This is a genomic window from Klebsiella sp. 54 (assembly GCF_018223875.1).
GTDB lineage: Bacteria > Pseudomonadota > Gammaproteobacteria > Enterobacterales > Enterobacteriaceae > Klebsiella > Klebsiella quasipneumoniae.
Genome location: NZ_JAGRRA010000004.1, coordinates 128,164 through 147,285, shown reverse-complemented (window position 1 = coordinate 147,285; position 19,122 = coordinate 128,164). Strand labels below are relative to the sequence as shown.

General features: G+C 61.3%; 15 protein-coding genes. 6 read left to right on the top strand and 9 right to left on the bottom strand.

Annotated elements, in window-relative coordinates; translation table 11 throughout:
- Window positions 1-65 precede the first annotated feature (65 nt).
- On the bottom strand, window positions 66-611 hold the full coding sequence (gene syd, locus KHQ24_RS12190) for a SecY-interacting protein (RefSeq protein WP_004205553.1): 546 nt from the start codon (window positions 609-611) through the stop codon (window positions 66-68).
- A gap of 68 nt (window positions 612-679) precedes the next feature.
- Between syd and queF the strand changes: the two genes are divergently transcribed.
- From queF to KHQ24_RS12165, 5 genes are all read left to right on the top strand, one after another.
- Entirely contained in the window at window positions 680-1,525 is an 846-nt protein-coding gene (queF, locus tag KHQ24_RS12185) for an NADPH-dependent 7-cyano-7-deazaguanine reductase QueF (protein WP_211777297.1), read from the top strand.
- Window positions 1,526-1,636: 111 nt separating this feature from the next.
- Window positions 1,637-3,004 carry a nucleotide 5'-monophosphate nucleosidase PpnN gene (gene ppnN, locus KHQ24_RS12180; RefSeq protein ID WP_004205551.1) on the top strand — a complete coding sequence of 456 codons (1,368 nt, stop codon included), beginning with the start codon at window positions 1,637-1,639 and terminating at the stop codon, window positions 3,002-3,004.
- A 500-nt stretch (window positions 3,005-3,504) separates the two neighbouring features.
- Window positions 3,505-4,794, top strand: a complete 1,290-nt coding sequence (locus KHQ24_RS12175; protein WP_004205549.1) for an HAAAP family serine/threonine permease — start codon at window positions 3,505-3,507, stop codon at window positions 4,792-4,794.
- A gap of 66 nt (window positions 4,795-4,860) precedes the next feature.
- Window positions 4,861-6,228 carry an L-serine ammonia-lyase gene (locus KHQ24_RS12170; protein WP_017899189.1) on the top strand — a complete coding sequence of 456 codons (1,368 nt, stop codon included), beginning with the start codon at window positions 4,861-4,863 and terminating at the stop codon, window positions 6,226-6,228.
- Between the two features lie 131 nt (window positions 6,229-6,359).
- Entirely contained in the window at window positions 6,360-7,301 is a 942-nt protein-coding gene (locus tag KHQ24_RS12165; RefSeq protein WP_032456530.1) for a sulfonate ABC transporter substrate-binding protein, read from the top strand.
- Window positions 7,302-7,346: 45 nt separating this feature from the next.
- On the opposite strand, the gene KHQ24_RS12160 is transcribed toward KHQ24_RS12165, so the two are convergent.
- The 8 genes from KHQ24_RS12160 to ssuD all read right to left on the bottom strand — a co-directional run bounded on the left by KHQ24_RS12160 (window position 7,347) and on the right by ssuD (window position 16,881).
- Window positions 7,347-8,570 carry an acyl-CoA dehydrogenase family protein gene (locus tag KHQ24_RS12160; protein WP_064178247.1) on the bottom strand — a complete coding sequence of 408 codons (1,224 nt, stop codon included), beginning with the start codon at window positions 8,568-8,570 and terminating at the stop codon, window positions 7,347-7,349.
- A gap of 10 nt (window positions 8,571-8,580) precedes the next feature.
- Window positions 8,581-10,002, bottom strand: a complete 1,422-nt coding sequence (locus KHQ24_RS12155; protein ID WP_017899191.1) for an MFS transporter — start codon at window positions 10,000-10,002, stop codon at window positions 8,581-8,583.
- A gap of 193 nt (window positions 10,003-10,195) precedes the next feature.
- On the bottom strand, window positions 10,196-11,074 hold the full coding sequence (locus tag KHQ24_RS12150) for a MetQ/NlpA family ABC transporter substrate-binding protein (protein WP_004205538.1): 879 nt from the start codon (window positions 11,072-11,074) through the stop codon (window positions 10,196-10,198).
- Complete coding sequence (locus KHQ24_RS12145) at window positions 11,071-11,769, bottom strand: methionine ABC transporter permease (RefSeq protein WP_017899192.1); 699 nt, start codon at window positions 11,767-11,769, stop codon at window positions 11,071-11,073. Before KHQ24_RS12145 ends, KHQ24_RS12150 begins: the two co-directional genes overlap by 4 nt.
- A complete protein-coding gene (locus KHQ24_RS12140; protein ID WP_049092273.1) occupies window positions 11,766-12,788 on the bottom strand; it encodes a methionine ABC transporter ATP-binding protein in 1,023 nt (340 codons plus the stop codon). Before KHQ24_RS12140 ends, KHQ24_RS12145 begins: the two co-directional genes overlap by 4 nt.
- Window positions 12,785-14,191 carry an LLM class flavin-dependent oxidoreductase gene (locus KHQ24_RS12135; protein WP_048295486.1) on the bottom strand — a complete coding sequence of 469 codons (1,407 nt, stop codon included), beginning with the start codon at window positions 14,189-14,191 and terminating at the stop codon, window positions 12,785-12,787. The genes KHQ24_RS12140 and KHQ24_RS12135 overlap by 4 nt, the downstream gene beginning before the upstream one ends.
- Window positions 14,192-14,264: 73 nt before the next feature.
- Window positions 14,265-15,662 carry an FAD/NAD(P)-binding protein gene (locus tag KHQ24_RS12130; RefSeq protein WP_080841382.1) on the bottom strand — a complete coding sequence of 466 codons (1,398 nt, stop codon included), beginning with the start codon at window positions 15,660-15,662 and terminating at the stop codon, window positions 14,265-14,267.
- Window positions 15,663-15,708: 46 nt separating this feature from the next.
- A complete protein-coding gene (gene ssuD / locus KHQ24_RS12125; protein WP_004205532.1) occupies window positions 15,709-16,881 on the bottom strand; it encodes an FMNH2-dependent alkanesulfonate monooxygenase in 1,173 nt (390 codons plus the stop codon).
- A gap of 272 nt (window positions 16,882-17,153) precedes the next feature.
- Between ssuD and KHQ24_RS12120 the strand changes: the two genes are divergently transcribed.
- A complete protein-coding gene (locus tag KHQ24_RS12120; RefSeq protein ID WP_053810009.1) occupies window positions 17,154-19,097 on the top strand; it encodes a sigma-54-dependent Fis family transcriptional regulator in 1,944 nt (647 codons plus the stop codon).
- Window positions 19,098-19,122: the final 25 nt, after the last annotated feature.

Genomic DNA, 19,122 nt, shown 5'->3' with positions numbered 1-19,122 from the left:
TTAAATGATGATGATCTCTTACAGGTTTTGTAAGAGATCTCTCACAAATGACCAGGCAGACTGGATTACAGCACCGGCTCAAGCTGGTTGAGGAAACCCGCAAGCGAGGGGGAAAGGGTGAGGCGTTTGGCGGTGCCGAGGGTCTCTTTGACGACTTCACCGCTGAGATTACAGACGGAAATGACATCCAGTTCACTCTCGAGGGTAGCGATGAACAGCGTCGGCGCCAGCTTCAGCCGCTTCTGCACCACCAGGTGCCCGATGAGGTTTTCCTGCACCCGCTGGAAATCCTCTTCACTCCAGGTCTGCAGCAGCGTTAGCGTTTCGCCGGCGAACCGGCCGGTCATATCGCCGGCAAACTGAGTGGTATAATAAGAATGAAGCGGCTGTTGTACCACAATATCCAGGGCGCGTTCAACCGCACTGATATTTTGCGCCAGCGAAAACGGCTGCGGCTGCCAGAAAACGGCCTCGTCCTGGGTGTCGACGACGCAAGGCGACGGAACGCCGTAAAGCTCTTCACTGCGCGGCAGGCTGTGGCGCTGCTGCTGCCAGGCGGCGCAATAACGTTGGGTAAAAGCATGCAGCGCTTCTGCGGTCTGATGGTCCACCGGTTTCTCTCTTCACGTTAGACAGGATACACTGGGGTAATAGTGTACCCGCTTTACTATGGTGAAACATGTCTTCTTACGATAATCATCAGGCGCTGGCCGGCCTGACGCTCGGTAAATCAACCGATTACCGCGATACCTATGACGCCTCGCTGCTGCAGGGCGTTCCGCGCAGCCTTAACCGCGACCCGCTTGGCCTGCATGCCGACAACCTGCCGTTTCACGGCGCCGATATCTGGACGCTCTACGAACTCTCCTGGCTGAACGGCAAAGGCCTGCCGCAGGTGGCCGTCGGCCACGTCGAACTGCCCGACACCACCGTCAATCTGGTGGAATCAAAAAGCTTTAAGCTCTATCTCAACAGCTTAAACCAGACGCGTTTCGCCAGCTGGCAGGAGGTTGAAGAGACGCTAACCCGCGATCTGAGCGCCTGCGCGCAGGGCGAGGTCAAGGTGTCGCTGTATCGGCTGGATGAACTGGAAGGCCAGCCGATTGCCCACCTGCACGGCGCCTGCATCGACGATCAGGATATCGAGATCGATAACTATCAGTTCAGCGCCGACTACCTGCAGGGCGCCGCCAGCGGCAAAATCGTGGAAGAGACGCTGGTCAGCCATCTGCTGAAGTCCAACTGCCTGATCACCCACCAGCCGGACTGGGGCTCGGTGCAGATCCAGTATCGTGGGGCGAAAATCGACCGCGAGCAGCTCCTGCGCTATCTGGTTTCGTTCCGCCACCATAACGAATTCCATGAGCAATGCGTCGAGCGCATCTTTAACGATATTCTCCGTTTCTGCCAGCCGGAATCGCTTTCCGTTTACGCCCGCTATACGCGACGCGGTGGTCTGGATATCAACCCCTGGCGCAGCAACGGCGACTTTTCCCCTGCCACCGGCCGCCTCGCCCGACAATAATAAACATTTTCACAATTTGCGTGCGTTTAGGCGCGCGCAAGGTTGTGAAAACGCCGCTCGCAGGGCTATTGTAATCACAGGAAGACCATAAGCGTCCTGTAAGGAGTTCACTTGATTACACATGTTAGCCCGCTTGGTTCAATGGATATGCTGTCGCAGCTGGAAGTGGATATGCTTAAGCGCACCGCCAGCAGCGACCTGTATCAACTGTTTCGCAACTGCTCGCTTGCTGTGCTCAACTCGGGGAGCCTGACCGATAACAGCAAGGAGCTCCTGTCCCGTTTTGAAAATTTCGATATTAACGTGCTGCGTCGCGAACGCGGCGTGAAGCTGGAACTGATCAACCCGCCGGAAGACGCCTTCGTTGACGGGCGCATTATTCGTTCCCTGCAGGCCAACCTGTTCGCCGTACTGCGCGACATCCTCTTCGTGTACGGCCAGATCCACAATACCGTTCGCTTCCCGAACCTCGATCTCGAAAGTTCGGTCCATATCACCAACCTGGTGTTCTCGATCCTGCGCAACGCCCGCGCGCTACACGTCGGCGAAGCGCCGAACATGATCGTCTGCTGGGGCGGCCACTCGATCAACGAAAACGAATATCTCTACGCCCGCCGCGTCGGTACGCAGCTGGGACTGCGGGAACTGAATATCTGCACCGGCTGCGGGCCTGGCGCGATGGAAGCGCCGATGAAAGGCGCCGCCGTCGGCCACGCGCAGCAGCGCTACAAAGACAGCCGCTTTATCGGCATGACCGAACCGTCCATTATCGCCGCAGAACCGCCAAACCCGCTGGTCAATGAACTGATCATCATGCCGGACATCGAAAAGCGTCTGGAGGCCTTCGTGCGCATCGCCCACGGGATCATCATCTTCCCGGGCGGCGTCGGCACCGCCGAAGAACTGCTCTACCTGCTGGGTATTCTGATGCATCCGGATAACAAAGCGCAGGTGCTGCCGCTGATCCTCACCGGACCGAAAGAGAGCGCTGACTACTTCCGCGTGCTGGACGAATTTATCACCCATACCCTGGGCGAATCCGCCCGTCGCCACTACCGGATCATCATCGACGACCCGGCGGAAGTGGCGCGGCAGATGAAAAAAGCGATGCCGCTGGTGAAAGAGAGCCGTCGCGAGACCGACGACGCCTACAGCTTCAACTGGTCGATTCGTATCTCGCCGGACCTGCAGATGCCGTTTGATCCGACCCATGAAAACATGGCCAACCTCAAACTCTCCCCGGACCAGCCGGTGGAAGTGCTGGCCGCCGACCTGCGCCGCGCCTTCTCCGGCATTGTCGCAGGTAACGTCAAAGAGGTGGGCATCCAGGCCATCGAGCAGTACGGTCCATACAAGCTGCACGGCGACCCGGAGATGATGCGCCGCATGGACGATCTGCTGCAGGGCTTCGTCGCCCAGCACCGCATGAAGCTTCCTGGCGGTACCGCCTATATTCCCTGCTACGAAATCATCGCCTGATTTCCGTCCCGCCGGGGCAGCGCCTGTTGCCCCGGCGGGCACGCTTTCTCTGACTTCCAAAACGCGCCAAAAACCTTTCTGTGACTAATCAAACACCTGAATTGTTTTTACATAGCCAATCGTTTGCGTTGGTAAAAACTGCGACAATTATCACTGCAAAAAATGGTTTTAAGCGCAAAAACGTCGACCACTTCTCTTTTTTACAGTAAATCCCTCGTTATTACGCCGCCCCGCTTTTATCTCATATGCTGCAAATGGTAGCCTGCGCGCCACAAATCGCTGGCTGATCACCAGAAACAGGCTGTTGGACTAAAAATACGCACATTGAAAGTGGATTATTGCATTTGAGATCGCGATCACTGATGCATAAACCATATAAATGTATCTTTCCGGCCCAATTATTACGGAGAAAATTTCTAAAAAAACCGTAATTAAACGAATTTCGTGTTACGCAATTGTATTTGTTCATTAGATTTTGTTGATTCCTCCAGGAGATACAGATGGAAACCACTCAAACCAGCACCATCGTTTCGGGCGAAACCCGCAGCGGATGGCGTAAAACCGACACCATGTGGATGCTGGGCCTGTACGGTACAGCGATCGGCGCGGGCGTCTTGTTCCTGCCGATCAACGCCGGCGTCGGCGGCATGATCCCCCTGATTATCATGGCGATTCTGGCCTTCCCGATGACCTTCTTCGCCCACCGCGGTATGACCCGCTTCGTGCTCTCCGGCAAAAACCCGGGCGAAGACATTACTGAAGTGGTTGAAGAACACTTCGGCGTAGGCGCAGGTAAGCTGATTACCCTGCTCTACTTCTTCGCTATCTATCCAATCCTGTTGGTCTACAGCGTGGCGATCACCAATACCGTCGAAAGCTTCATGGCGCACCAGCTGCACATGACGCCGCCGCCGCGCGCTATTCTGTCGCTGATCCTGATCGTCGGCATGATGACTATCGTGCGTTTCGGTGAGCAGATGATTGTAAAAGCGATGAGCGTGCTGGTGTTCCCGTTCGTTATCGCCCTGATGGTGTTGGCGCTGTACCTGATCCCGCAGTGGAACGGCGCGGCGCTGGAGACCCTCTCCCTGAGCGGCGCCTCCGTCACCGGCAACGGCCTGCTGATGACCCTGTGGCTGGCGATCCCGGTAATGGTCTTCTCTTTCAACCACTCGCCGATCATCTCCTCCTTCGCGGTTGCCAAGCGTGAAGAGTACGGCGAAGGCGCCGAGAAAAAATGCTCCAGCATCTTGGCTCGCGCCCACATCATGATGGTGCTGACCGTGATGTTCTTCGTCTTCAGCTGCGTTCTGAGCCTCTCTCCGGCAGACCTGGCGGCGGCGAAAGAGCAGAACATCTCGATTCTGTCTTACCTGGCGAACCACTTTAACGCGCCAATCATTGCCTGGATGGCGCCGATCATCGCGATGATCGCCATCACCAAATCCTTCCTCGGCCACTACCTGGGCGCCCGCGAAGGCTTTAATGGCATGGTGATTAAGTCCCTGCGCGGTAAAGGCAAATCGATCGAAATCAACAAACTGAACAAGCTGACCGCGCTGTTCATGCTGGTTACCACCTGGATTGTAGCGACGCTGAACCCGAGCATCCTCGGCATGATCGAGACCCTGGGCGGCCCGATTATCGCGATGATCCTGTTCCTGATGCCGATGTACGCGATTCAGAAAGTGCCGGCGATGCGTAAATACAGCGGCCACGTTAGCAACGTCTTCGTGGTGATTATGGGTCTGATTGCCATCTCCGCGATCTTCTACTCGCTGTTCAGCTAATTCAGTCAACACCTCCCCCCCGCGCCGCTGAACGGCGGCGCGCTTTCCGACAGCACGGGAATACATATGATCAGCGTATTCGATATCTTTAAAATCGGCATTGGCCCTTCCAGCTCCCATACCGTTGGACCGATGAAAGCGGGCAAACAATTTACTGACGACCTGATCGCGCGCGGCCTGCTGGCCGAGGTGAGCAAAGTCGTCGTCGACGTCTACGGCTCCCTCTCCCTGACCGGTAAAGGCCACCATACCGATATCGCGATTATCATGGGGCTCGCCGGCAACCTGCCGGACACCGTCGACATTGACGCCATTCCGGGATTTATTCAGGACGTTAACACCCATGGTCGCCTGATGCTGGCCAACGGCCAGCACGAAGTGGACTTCCCGGTCGATCAGTGCATGAATTTCCATGCCGATAACCTGTCACTGCATGAGAACGGCATGCGCATCACCGCCCTGGCCGGCGACCAGGTGCTCTACAGCCAGACGTACTACTCCATCGGCGGCGGCTTTATCGTCGATGAAGCGCACTTCGGCCAGACCACCGACGCGCCGGTGGCCGTCCCTTACCCCTATAAAAACGCCGCCGACCTGCAGCGTCACTGCCGCGAAACCGGGCTGTCGCTCTCCGGCCTGATGATGCAGAACGAACTGGCGCTACACAGTAAAGAGGCACTGGAGCAACACTTCGCCGCGGTGTGGGAAGTGATGAGCGCCGGGATTGAGCGCGGCATTACCACCGAAGGCGTCCTGCCGGGCAAACTGCGCGTTCCGCGCCGGGCCGCCGCGCTGCGCCGCATGCTGGTGAGCCAGGACACCACCAACAGCGACCCGATGGCGGTGGTCGACTGGATCAATATGTTCGCTCTCGCGGTGAACGAAGAGAACGCCGCCGGCGGCCGGGTGGTAACCGCGCCGACCAACGGCGCCTGCGGTATCGTGCCGGCAGTGCTGGCCTATTACGACAAGTTTATCCGCAAGGTGAACAGCAACTCCCTGGCCCGCTATATGCTGGTGGCCAGCGCGATTGGTTCGCTGTATAAGATGAACGCCTCGATCTCCGGCGCCGAAGTGGGTTGCCAGGGTGAAGTGGGCGTCGCCTGCTCAATGGCGGCGGCCGGTCTGGCGGAACTGCTGGGCGGTAGCCCGGGCCAGGTGTGCATCGCGGCAGAGATCGCCATGGAGCATAACCTCGGTCTGACCTGCGACCCGGTCGCCGGCCAGGTGCAGGTGCCTTGCATCGAACGCAACGCTATCGCCGCCGTGAAAGCGGTCAACGCCGCGCGAATGGCGCTGCGCCGGACCAGCGAGCCGCGCGTCTGCCTCGATAAAGTCATTGAGACCATGTACGAAACCGGCAAAGACATGAACGCCAAGTACCGGGAAACCTCCCGCGGTGGTCTGGCGATGAAGATTGTCGCCTGCGATTAACCTGCTGGCCCGCCACGCGTCGCCGCGGCGGGCCCTCTCACCCACCTTTTGTTATATCAATTAAAATTTAGTTATTTAATGGTTATAAGCGCTGTTTGTTACCTTACGCAAAACGCTAAGGAGAACAGACAATGTCCAACCGATTCCGCCCCGCCTGGCTGCTGGTCCTCGCCGCCCTTTCCGCCTCCGCGCTGGCCAAAGCGCCGGAGACCGTCAACATCGGCTATCAAAAGGCGAACATCTTCGCGCTGCTGAAATATCGCGGCACCCTGGATGAGAGCCTGAAAAAACAGGGCATTGCCGTCCGCTGGGTCGAATTCCCCGCCGGTCCGCAAATGCTGGAGGGGCTCAACGTCGGCAGTATCGATCTGGCCGCCACCGGCGATGCGCCGCCGGCCTTTGCCCAGGCGGCACAAGCCGATCTGGTCTACCTTGCCCACTCCCCCGCTAACCCAAAAACGGAAGCGATTGTGGTCCCGGAGCAGTCGACGATCCGCAGCGTAGCCGATCTGAAGGGCAAGCGCGTGGGGCTGAACAAGGGGTCTGACGTCAACTACCTGCTGGTCGCCGCGCTGGAAAAAGCGGGCCTCAGCTATAAAGACATCACCCCGGTCTATCTGCCGCCGGCGGACGCCCGCGCCGCTTTCCAGCGCGGGGCGATTGATGCGTGGGTGATCTGGGATCCGTTCCTCGCGGAAGTGGAAACCAACGCGAAAGCCCGACAAATACGCAACGCCGAGGGGCTGGTGCCGCACTACACCTTCTATCTCGCCAGCCGTAAGTTTGCGGATACCTACCCGGAGACGGCAAAACAGGTGGTGGATGAGCTGGGTAAACTCAGTGTGTGGGCGAACAGCCATCAGGACGAGGCCGCCGGCCTTCTGTCGACCTCAACCGGGCTGGATAAAGCCATCTGGCTGAAGACCCTGGCCCGCCTGCCCTACGGCGCTGAACGCATGACGCCGGCGGTGTATAACGAACAGCAGGCGCTGGCGGATACCTTTACGCGCATCGGCCTGCTGCCGGTGAAAGTCGACGTACGCAGCGCCACCTGGTCGCTGGATAAACCTTAGTTTTCCCGGCGGCGGGAGGCATTGCGCCCCCCGTCGCCGACGGACTTATCCCGCCGTTTTCTCACCATTGCCAATCTGCCAGATGAAGGTCGGCGCCTCACCGTTCACCAGCCAGTTTCCGATATTGCGCGCCTTGTAAATCACCGGATTATGCGAGGCGACCGTCCGCGCATTGCGCCAGTGACGGTCCAGCGCCAGACGGGTACGCGTATCCGACGCTCCGAGGGCATTGAACAGCTCCGTCGCCGCCCGCGGGATCCAGTCGCTGGCGATCACCTGCGCCTGCGCCGCTTCCACTTCCGCCAGCTGGTTGCGCCGGGCGATCAGCGCTTCGTCGTCGCTGACGTGCGCCACATAGGCCTGCTGCAGCGATTCTGCGGCCTGCAGGACCGCGGCCCGGGTCGCCCATGCCCAGCTGCTAATCTGCCCAACGACCTGCAGAACCTGGGCATCATCGCGCGGTACGGCGGCGTTGCCGTGGCTGTACATCCGGGACCGGTGTTTGACGCCCTGCGCGGCATCCCGCTCAACCGCCAGGCCGATGCCCGCGAGGGTCGCCAGCAGCACATGCTGATAGAAGGCGGTCTGATAGCGAAAGCGCTGGGCAAAGTCGTAGACGTGGTCGGTTTCCACCCGGGCGTCGGTGAAGCGGGTGGTCCCGCTGCCGGTCAGCCGCTGGCCAAAGCCATCCCAGTCATCTTCCCGCGCCACGCCGGGCTGTTGGGTGCTGACCAGGGCAATCGCATCGCCACCGGTATCGCTGCGCCGGGCAAACACATCGATCCAGTCGGCGTACAGCGCGCCGGTGCTGTAGAACTTCTCGCCGTCGAGTCGCCAGCCGCCCTCTGCCGGCGTCACCCGAGTGTTCACCTCCCCCAGCTTAACCGCGCCGATCTCCGTCCAGCCGCTGCCCACCAGCTCGCCGTCAAGGAAGCGACGAAACCAGCGGTCGCGCCCGGCGGAATCCGGCTGATTCAGCTGATCTTCCACAAAAGCAAAGTGTGCGCGCAGGGCCTGCGGCAGGTTAGAATCCGCTTGCGCCAGCTCAATCAGCAGCGCGCTGAGCTGCGGCAGCGAAGCACCCCAGCCGCCCTTCTCGCGCGGGATACGCAGCGTGCCGAAGCCCGCTTCTTTCAGCCAGCGGATCGGCTCCTCGGGCAGAACGCGCTGCTGTTCGCGTTCCGCGGCGCCCTGGGCGATGCGGGTGAATATCGGGCGGAAGGCGGCCGCCAGCGCGTCATAATCGGTGCCAGTGGAGAGCAAGGTCATAGTCGGTTCCTTATTCATGAATTGCGTCAATATCTTCTCGTGTCGGTTCATGACGGACCGCCAGCAGGAAGAAAATGGGAATAATGGCGGCAAGCGAGACCACCCAGAACATCTGCGTGCCGAGCGAGGCCTGCAGCAGCGGCAGAATAAACAGCGCCAGCGCGCTGCCGATCCCGGAGAGCGCCCGGCTGAAACCGACCCCGGTGGCGCGAATGGCGGTGGGATAGGAGAGCGCCGGGTAGATCATCAGCTGCGCCCCCGGGCCAAATCCTTCGGCGAACAGCCACAGTCCCAGCATCGCGATGGCCAGTACGATGCCTGCCGTCGCGTGCGGTTGCCCCACCAGCGCCAGCACAATCAGCGCCACAAACTGCAGGGCAAAGCCGGCTATCGCCACATGACGCGAAGGGTATTTCCACGCCAGATGCATACCAAGCAGCCCGCCGGTAAAGGCAAACAGGGCGTTCAGCCCCAGTGATGCCGAAATAGTTTCGAAGACGCCAGCCCCGAGAAACTGTGCAAGAATTGACGGCAGGAAAAAGGCAATCGCCGTGTACTCGAAGGAGATACAGATATTCATCACCCCGGCGACGATAGTCCGCTCACGGTAGGGTTTTTCGAACAGCACGCGAAAGCTCACTTTCGGCGCCGGCGCCGGCTTCGCCGTCGGGACCTCATGGGCATGGATCCCCCAGGAGTCGCGTAAGATGCGCACCGCAGAGGTCAGATCGCCCTGGTTTGCCGCCCACAGCGGGGATTCGTTCATGAACCGGCTGCGGACGGCGATAATCAGCAGCGCCGGCACGGCGCCGAACAGCAGGGAGGCGCGCCACAGCCAGTCAAGATGCTCCTGCGGCAACAGGAAATAGAGACCGAAGATAATAAGAAAGCAGACGGTTGAGGCGGCGTACCACATCGGGCACCACGCCGCGAGGCGAGCCGCTTTGTTGCCTTTGCCGGCAAAGCGGGAAAACTCGGCCAGATAGGACATCGCCACCGGCAGGTCGATGCCGACGCCGATGCCCATCAGGAAGCGAGCGCCAATCAACACCCAGACGTTTGGCGCCAGCCCGGCGGCGATAGCCGAAATAACGAAAAAGAACATATCGGCCATAAACACCGAATAGCGACCATATTTATCGGTCAGCCAGCCGCCAATAATATTGCCGACAATGGTCCCGACCATAATGGAGGAGGTCACAAGGCCGGTCAGCAGCGGCGAGAGCTGAAATTCACGCACGACGTCATCAATACCGTAAGAGAGCGTGGTTAAGTCATACGCGTCGAGAAAAACGCCGCCCAGCGCGAGGAAGACAATCATCCGCGCATATTTCGCCTGTTCCCTGCCGGAATTAATTAGCCGCGCCACATCCCCGACGCTACTGACCGGTACCGAAGCGATACCGGGATTATCCACTGGTAATGTACTCATTTTTTCACCTTATTATTTTGTGCAGGTCATCAGCGGTTATAAACCTCGAGCGGCGAGAATCAAAACAACAATTCATACTATAAAAATCAATATAATCAATAAGTTAATTAAAATCACCAGCACAAAAAGGACGCGCTTTCGCGCATCCTAAAAGGAAGTAAATAACAACGAAAAGAGACGTCGTGCAGGACGCTTATTCCGCCGATACCGGAACTAATACGTCTTTTACCAGCGGATCGTTGGTGGTTTTTAACCACGTCTGGATCCGTGGGTCAGAAAAGGCCTGTTTTAATTTGACGATATTTTCCTGCGATAAATACGGCGTACCAATCACTAATTGCGAAGCAAAGGTGCGCGGCGCCGGCGGGAATAAAATGCCTTTCTCACGCGGCACTTTCCCGGCGTCAAATTGCGAGACATAGCCGATGGCGGCATCCACCGAATTTAACGCCCGCGGCATGGTCAGCAGATCCAGCTCTTTAAAGACAAACTGATGCGGGTTGTCGACAATATTTTTCAGCTTCGCCGTGCGCGGCTCTACCGCCGGGTCAAGCGAGATCAAACCAATGCGCTGCAGCAGCCACAGAGCCTGTCCCTGATTGGCGCCGTCGTCAGGCACCACGATGGTCGCGCCGTTGGGCAACGCCTGTACCGACGAGTAGCGGTCGGAATAGATGCCGAACGCCCACTGGAACACCGGCACCGTAGTCGACAGCGCAAAGCCGTTGGCGTCCACCACCTGTTTAAGCCACCACTGATGCTGATAGATCGTCCCGGCATACTGTCCTTCCGCTACCGCGCGGTCAGCCTGAACCGGATCCTGCACCCCCACCGCCTCCAGCTTCAGGCCGTAATCGGGCGCAATATGCTGATTAATATATTCAATAATCCGCTGCTCGCCGGCCATCGCCGGCTCATAGTGAATTTTTAACGTGCTGCCGAAGACCACCTGCTGGCTTTGGGTATGTCCCCGCCACCACCAGAAAGCGATGGCGAGCAGGATAATCACCGCCAGCGCCGCCAGCCAGGGCCAGCGCCGCGCTTTACGTAACTCAAATTGCTCTGTTGTCATACAAGGTTCCCCTGCGTGTGGCGTAAACGGTTGACCAGGCGGTCACCCAAAAATTGAATCACCTGGATCGTGGCGATCAGGGCCACGATCGTCGCGATCATGATATGGTTGTCGAAGCGCTGATAGCCGTACACCACGGCCAGGTAGCCGATGCCCCCGGCGCCGATGGTCCCGGCGATGGCCGAATACTCGATCATCGAGACCAGGTTTAGCGTCACCGCCGCCACCAGCGCCGGCAATGCTTCACTGAGCTGCGCGCTGGCAATGATTTGCCAGCGCGATCCGCCGCAGACGACGCCCACCGCGGTGACCTCCGCCGGCAGCTCGCGCAGCGCGTTCTCCACCAGACGGCCAAAGAACGGGACGCCGGCGGCGATCATGGGCACCACCGCGGCGGGGATGCCAATCGTGGTGCCGGTCAGCCAGTAAGTGAACGGGATAATAGCGGCCATCAGCACCAGAAACGGCAGCGAACGTCCCATGTTGACCACCCAGTTCAGCAGCCGGTACAGCAGTGCGTGCGGAAATAATCCCCGCGGCGAGGCGTTAAATAGCACCACCCCCACCAGCCCTCCCAGCGTGACGACAAACAGCATTACAATGGCCACCATTAGCCAGGTTTCGCCATAGGCGGGAAGCAGCAGCGAAGGGATTTCGCTCCAGGGGGTGTCCTGGCTGATGACTGTCGGTTTCATACCGCCTCCCTGAGCAACGGCGCGCTGTCGAGGATCTCCGCCATCATGCCGAGCTGCGACAGCAGGCCCTGCAGCCGCGCGGGCGACAGGCGTTCGCCCTGAAAGCGCACTCCAACCTGCAGACGACCGGCCAGTCGACCGTTAATCACCTCGACGTGGCCGCCAAGGAGATCGATCTGCAGCGCCCACTGCTGGCTCAGGCGGCTGATCCAGTCGGTGGCCACCGGCACATCCCAGCGGTAGCTCAGACGCAGCAGCAAATCACTGTGGGCCGCTGCCGCCGGCGTCAGCGGCAACAGCTGCTGGCCGAGCAGGGAATCGGGACGCGCCAGCAGATCTTCGAGCCGCCCGTACTGGACGATCGTCCCGTCGCGGATCTCCGCCACCGCATCCGCCGCCGAGCGCACGGCGTCCATTTCATGGGTGATCAGGACGATCGCCAACTGGTACTCATCACGCAGCCGCTTGAGCAGAGTCAGCACCGAGGCCGTGGCCTGAGGATCGAGGCCGGAGGTGGCTTCATCCGCCAGCAGAACGGACGGGCGCAGCGCCAGCGCGCGGGCAATGGCGATCCGCTGGCGCTGGCCGCCGGAGAGTTGGGCCGGCCAGGCATCTGCTTTGTGGCTCAGGCCGACGCTCTCCAGCAGCTCACCGACCCGCGCCTTGATATCGCGCTCCACCACGCCAAGCCACGCCAGCGGCAGGGCGACATTCTCCCAGGCGGTCCTGCGGCTCAGCAGCGCCGAAGACTGGAAAACGGTGCCAATCGCCCGCCTCTCCCGGCGCAGCGCCTCGCCGGACAGCACCGACAGATCCAGGCCATTGATACGAATGCTGCCGCTGTCCGGGCGCTCCAGCAGGCTGATGCAGCGCGCGAGAGTTGATTTACCGGCGCCGCTCGGCCCCACCACCGCGGTGATGGAGCGCTCAGGCACCTGCAGCGACAGCCCTTTCAGCACCGCGCTGAGCCGGCCATCCGCCGTGCGGTAGCTTTTATGCAGATCATCGATAGCGATCATGTCACCTTCTCCTCTACCGATGCCGCCGTGCGCGCATCGCGTCGGTAGCTGGCGCCCGGGTGAGGCGCGGCCAGACGCGGACCGGCGCCGAACAGTTTTTCGCGCAGGGTCCCCTCACGGTACTCTTGCTTAAAGACGCCGCGCTTTTGCAGCTCTGGCACCAGCAGCTCGACGACGTCGCGGAAGGTTTCGTGGGTGACGGCATAGGCAAGGTTAAAGCCATCGACATCCGTCTCTTCGACCCAGGACTGCAGTTCGTCCGCCACGGTTTGCGCGCTGCCGACCACCAGCGGGCCGAAGCCGCCGATACCGGCCCAGTCGGCCAGGGCCTGCACCGTCCACTGCCGGTTCGGGTCCGCAGTGGAGAAGGCCTCCACCGCCGACTGAATGGCGTTGGTGTGCAGATACTTCAGCACCTGATCCGGCTGATACTGGCCGAAATCAATCCCCGTCCAGCCGGAGAGCAGCGCCAGCGCGCCTTCATAACTGACGTACTGCTTATATTCCTGCCATTTCGCCTGCGCCTCGCGGTCGGTGTCGCCAACAATTACCGTCTGCAGATTGAAGATCAGAATGCTGTGCGGATCGCGCCCGGCCTCAGCCGCCCGGCGGCGAATATCCGCCACCGTCTTCTTCAGCAGCACTTTCGACGGCGCAGCGACGAAGACGCATTCGGCATGGTCGGCGGCGAACTGTTTGCCGCGGCTGGACGCTCCCGCCTGATACAGTACCGGTGTGCGCTGCGGGGATGGCTCGCAGAGGTGGATCCCAGGCACGGAAAAGAACTGTCCCTGATGGTTAATGGGATGGATTTTCCGCGGATCGCTGAAGATCTTGCGCTCTCTGTCGCGCAGCACCGCCCCGTCCTCCCAGCTTCCCTCCAGCAGTTTGTAGATCACCTGCAAATACTCATCGGCATAGTCATAGCGGGTGTCGTGGTCGGTCTGAGTTTGCTGGCCGATATTGCGCGCCCCGCTCTCCAGATAGGAGGTGACGATGTTCCAGCCCACCCGCCCTTTGGTCAGATGGTCGAGCGTCGACAGACGACGGGCGAAGGGGTAAGGATGCTCAAACGACAGCGAGGCGGTCAGACCGAAGCCCAGATGCTCCGTCACCAGCGCCATCGGAGTGATCAGGGCCAGCGGATCGTTGACCGGCACCTGCGTCGCCTGGCGGATCGCCGCGTCGCCGCTGCCGTTCAGCACGTCGTAGACGCCAAGCACGTCGGCGATAAACAGCCCGTCGAACTTGCCGCGCTCCAGCAGTCGCGCCAGATCCACCCAGTACTCCAGATCTTTATACTGCCAGGAGCGATCCCGGGGATGCGCCCACAGGCCCGGCGACTGATGGCCGACGCAGTTCATATCGAAAGCGTTAAGACGAATTTCACGTTGTGATGACATAGCAATCTCCATAGCGCGGCCCGTCGCCGGGGCGCACGCGTCAAAATGAATCAGGGAAGGTAAAGGGAGGTATTCAGTACGCTGGACATCGGGAGTCCTGCGGGATCCCGAGCGTGAGTAACGCTTGCGCCGCCACCTCAGCGGCATGGTCGGCTACCTGCGGCAGGCCCATCAGTTCGCCAAAACGCCCGCGGGCGGCCGGACCGGCCACCAGCACCGGCAGCGCCTCAACCTGCGGATCAGCCACTGCCCGGGAACGGCTGTCCACCTCCAGGCCCATGCCGAAGGCATCGGCGCGAATCAGGCCGCGGCGGGCAAGGTCCTGTAAAAATGGCTGGCTGTCGGTTAGGGCACGGTGCGCGGGTCCGGTCGTCAGGATCAGATGATCGACGCTAAGGGTCTGCACGCCGCCGCCGCGCCGCGCCAGCGTCAGACGCAGCGTCTCACCTTCAGCGCTCATCGACAGTAGCCTAGCCGCCTGCACCTGCAGACTGCCCGTGCGCTGGCGCGCCTCCAGCACCTCGGCGACCTGCGGCGCCACGCGGTAGCGGTGGACATCCCAGTAATGGCGCAGATGGCGCAGAAAACGCTGGCGATCGGCGACGCTGAGCGCCTGCCAGATCCGCTGCCCCTGCTGGCGGACCGCATCCAGCACCACCTGCCAGCTCAGGCCCTGCTGCGCCGCATACGCCACATCGATGCGGATCTGGCGCAGGCGCTGGCGCAAGTTGCCCTGCTGATAGTCGCCGGGCCATGCTGCCCCCGCGCCGCTGAGGTTACCGCGCGACAGCAGGCCGTGGCGCGAAAAGGCGATGATACTGTCGCGGTGGCCCAACCGGTCCAGCGTCGCGACCGTATCGGCCATGGTTAATCCGGTGCCCATCACCGCCACCCGGGCGTGCGGGGCGATGGCGTCGAGCGCGCCGGGCTGCCACGGGTTGGCAATCAGCGCCGGATGGTGACGCCAGGCTTCGGCCTGCGCCGGCAGCGAAGGCGGTGGATGGCTGATCGCCAGCACCAGCAGGTCGGCCTTAAGCTGCAGTCCGCCCTCGGTGCTAACCGTCCCCTGATCAAAAGCGAACGCCCGATCGCGCAGGTGGCGCAGCCGTCCGCCGCTGGCGGCCGCGGCGTCGGAAAAACGCTGTGCCACATAGCGACCAAACTGGCCGCGCTGAGGGTAGACGGAACCGTCCGGGCGCAGCGCCTGCGCATCGGCGGCAAAGGCAGGCTGACGGCGGTACCAGCGATCGAAGGCGCCCTCTTCATCACCGGTCAGTTGCATACGGGCGGCCGGGACGTTAATCCGGTGCGTCGGCTCCGCGGTGGAGTAGGCCACCCCGGCGCCGGGAGTCTGACGCGGCTCCAGCAGCGTCACGCGCACCCCGTTCGGCGCCAGGCGCAGCAGCTCAATCGCCACCGCCGCGCCGCTGAAGCCGCCGCCGATAATCACGATATGCGGTTCTGCACTCATCGCTGCCCTCCTCCGGTATGCTGTCTCATGGTCGCGCTCCTGGCCATCAGCTGGCGCTGGCCTGGCGCACCGGGCGCTTATCGCCGCCGATGGTTTCGCCAAACGGACCGGTGTTCACGCTGCGCGCCTTCGACGAGGCCGCGTTTTCCAGCGGCAGCAGAGGCATCACCAGCTCAGCGAAGCGGTGTGCCTCTTCCAGATGCGGGTAGCCGGAAAAGATAAAATTGCTGATGCCGAGCGCCTGATATTCGCGGATGCGCTCCGCCACCTGCTGAGGGTTACCCACCAGCGCGGTACCCGCGCCGCCGCGCACCAGCCCGACGCCGGCCCACAGATTAGGGGCAATACGCAGATTGTCGCGCGATCCCTGATGCAGGGCGCTCATCCGCGCCTGGCCAGCCGAGTCCATGCGGGCGAAGATCTTTTGCGCCTGAGCGATGGTGTCGTCGTCAAGATGGGCGATCAGCCGGTCGGCGGCGGCCCACGCCTCCTCTTCCGTTTCGCGCACGATGACGTGCAGACGGATGCCATATTGCAGGGTGCGCCCGCGGGCCGCGGCGCGCTCGCGCACCACCGCCAGCTTCTCCGCCACCAGTTCCGGCGGTTCGCCCCACGTTAGATAACTGTCGATCTGTTCGGCCGCCACATCGATAGCCGCCTCAGAAGAGCCGCCGAAGTACAGCGGCGGGCCATTCTCCTGAACCGGCGGAAACAGCACTTCCGCCCCCTCGACATGAATATGCTCCCCGTGATAGTCCACTTTCTCCCCGCGCAGCAGGCGGGAGTAAACGTCGAGAAATTCGCGGGTCACCTGGTAGCGTTCGCTGTGGCTGAGAAAGATGCCATCGCCTTTGTTTTCCACCGGGTCGCCACCGGTGACGACATTGATCAGCAGCCGTCCTTCCGATAAACGGTCGAGGGTGGCCGCCATCCGCGCCGCCAGAGTGGGCGGCTGCAGACCCGGTCTGACCGCCACCAGATAGCGCAGACGGCGGGTCAACGGCGCCAGCGCCGAGGCCACCAGCCACGAATCTTCACAGCTTTTACCGGTGGGGATCAGCACGCCGTAATAACCCAGGCTGTCGGCCGCCAGCGCCACCTGCTGCAGATAAGGTAAATCGACCGGACGTCCACCCTCGGTGGTGCCCAGATAGCGGCCATCGCCATGGGTAGGTAAGAACCAGAAGACATTGATCTTGTCGGGAACTTGCTGCGTCATTATCTATTTCCTATATAACCATATCCGATATTTATCGAAGAGAAGTTTTAATTTGGTTATATGAGTGTTAGCGATAATCATGCCAATGGTGAATAAAAAATTACATTTTTAAAATCAAGGAATTGAAAACATCCCACGCGCGTCGTGCTGTTGCAAATCCCGCAGCCGCCGCGCATCCGCTGGCGCATTTGCAACAGCCGTCGGCCTTTCCCCCTCTGGTTTCCGCCGCCGCCGCAGGATAAGTTCAGGAGGTCAACGACCGGAGGCCCGCTATGCTGAACCCAGAATCCCCTTCCACCGCGCCCGCGCTGATCGACCCGGCATCGAAGGCTTTCCAGAGCCTGCTGGACAAGCTCGCGCCGACGGAGGCTACCGTGCTGATCGTGGGCGAAACCGGCACCGGCAAGGAGGTGGTGGCGCGCTATCTCCATCACCACAGTCCCCGCCGCCAGCAGCCGTTTCTGGCCGTTAACTGCGGCGCGCTAACCGAGAGCCTTGCCGAAGCCGAACTGTTCGGCCATGAGAAAGGCGCCTTCACCGGCGCGCAGCAGGGACAGCCCGGCTGGTTTGAAGCCGCGGAAGGGGGGACGCTGCTGCTGGACGAGATCGGCGAATTAAGCCTGCCCCTGCAGGTCAAGCTGTTACGGGTGCTGCAGGAGCGCGAAATTACCCGCGTCGGCTCGCGCAAAGCGATTAAAGTGAATGTCCGGGTGATTGCCGCCACTCACGTCGACCTGGCCCAGGCAATCCGCGAGCGCCGCTTTCGCGAAGATCTCTACTATCGGCTGAATATCGCGGTGGTGCCGCTGCCGCCGCTGCGCCAGCGTCGGCAGGATATCCCGCAGCTGGCTCACCACTTTTTATCGCTCTATGCCCGCCGCCTCGGCCGGCCAACCCTGCGTCTGGCGCCGGAGTCGCTGGCCCGGCTGATGGACTATGCGTGGCCGGGTAATATTCGTGAGCTGGAAAACACCCTGCACAACGCGGTGCTGCTCAGTAAAGAAGAGGAGATTAGCCCCGCCCAGCTGCGCCTGGCGACGCTCAACGACGCCCCGTCGCCGGCGAGCGATCATGAACTGGACGACTTTATTCGCCACCAGCTGGCGCTTCCCGGCGAGCCGCTGTGGCAGCGGGTGACCAGCGCGCTGATCCGCCACGCCATGGCGCATTGCGACGATAATCAGAGCCAGGCGGCCGCGCTGTTAGGGATCAGTCGGCATACCTTACGCACCCAGCTCGCTAACCTCGGGCTGATCAAAAGCCGCCGCCGTCCGCCTGCGCCGCCGCGGGCATTCGCCAGCGCGACCGGCGCCGATCGCGAGCTGCGCATTGGCTACCAGCGCTTCGGCAGCCTCGGGATCCTGAAAGCCCGCCAGAGTCTGGAGACCGCCTTCGCCAGCCTCGGCGTCAACGTGCTGTGGAGCGAGTTTCCCGCCGGACCGCAGCTCCTTCACGCCCTCGCCTGCAACGAGATCGACTTTGGCACCACCGGAGAAGCGCCGCCGGTGTTCGCCCAGGCCAGCAACAGCGAACTAATGTACGTGGCGTGGGAGCCGCCGGCGCCGCGCAGCGTGGCGATGGTCGTCCCGCAGGAGAGCGACATTCGCCAGCTCAGCGATCTGCGCGGAAAACGCATCGCCCTCAATAAAGGGTCGAATGTCCACTGGCTGCTGCTGCAGATCCTCGAGGACGCCGGGCTGGGGCTGAACGACGTGCGGGTGGTCTATACCCCGCCGAAATACCCGCTGACCGCCAGCGACTATCTGGCGGTGGACGCCTGGATGATGTGGGATCCGCTGCTCAGCGACGCCGAACACACCGGCGAGCTGCGGGTGGTCGCCAGCGGCGAAGGACGGGTTAACAACCATCAGTTTTATCTCTCGCGACGGGACTATCTCGCTCAGCACGGCGATATCATGCGCCGCCTGCTGACGGAGCTGACCCACACCGGGCAGTTTATCGACTCGCATCGTGGCGAAGCGGCCCGCTTACTCTCAGCAGAGCTGGGGATTGACGCCCGGTCGCTGCGCATCGCCCTCGCCCGCCGTAGCCATCGCCCAAGGCCGATGGATCTGTCGGTGATCCGCGCCCAGCAGACCATCGCCGATCGCTTTTACGCCCTCGGGCTTATCACCAAACCGGTCCCGGTGCGGGAAGCGGTGTGGTACGGCGAGCCCGTGCCCGGCGTCGCCAGCTCGCTGATGGCGGTCAGTTAGCGAAAATTGCGCGTTATCTTCCTGA